We start from the raw sequence: 231 nt of genomic DNA, 5'->3' as shown, positions 1-231 counted from the left end.
AAAATACTACTACTGTATATATCCATTTATTTACCCTTCAAACTTAAATCTACTATTATCTAAATCTGTTATCTTAAGTTTCTTCATTGTTTCATAACACAACTCCATTGTTTTATCTTCTTTTGAACGTTTTAAATTTTTAAGTCTAGTCTCCATATCTTGTATTTCTTTACTATCTCCTTTTCTTTTCTTAATCTCTTTTTCTAAGAGACTTATCTCTTGTATATAATC

Annotated in this window: 1 pseudogene; it reads right to left on the bottom strand. The window is 25.1% G+C overall.

The annotated features are described in order from the left end of the window. Nucleotides 1–30: 30 nt before the first annotated feature. Nucleotides 31–231, bottom strand: a pseudogene (locus U881_RS0110110) (DUF603 domain-containing protein); the annotation flags it as partial.

The organism is Borrelia persica No12, from assembly GCF_000500045.1.
Lineage (GTDB): Bacteria > Spirochaetota > Spirochaetia > Borreliales > Borreliaceae > Borrelia > Borrelia persica.
This window is presented reverse-complemented; position numbering and strand designations above follow the sequence as displayed.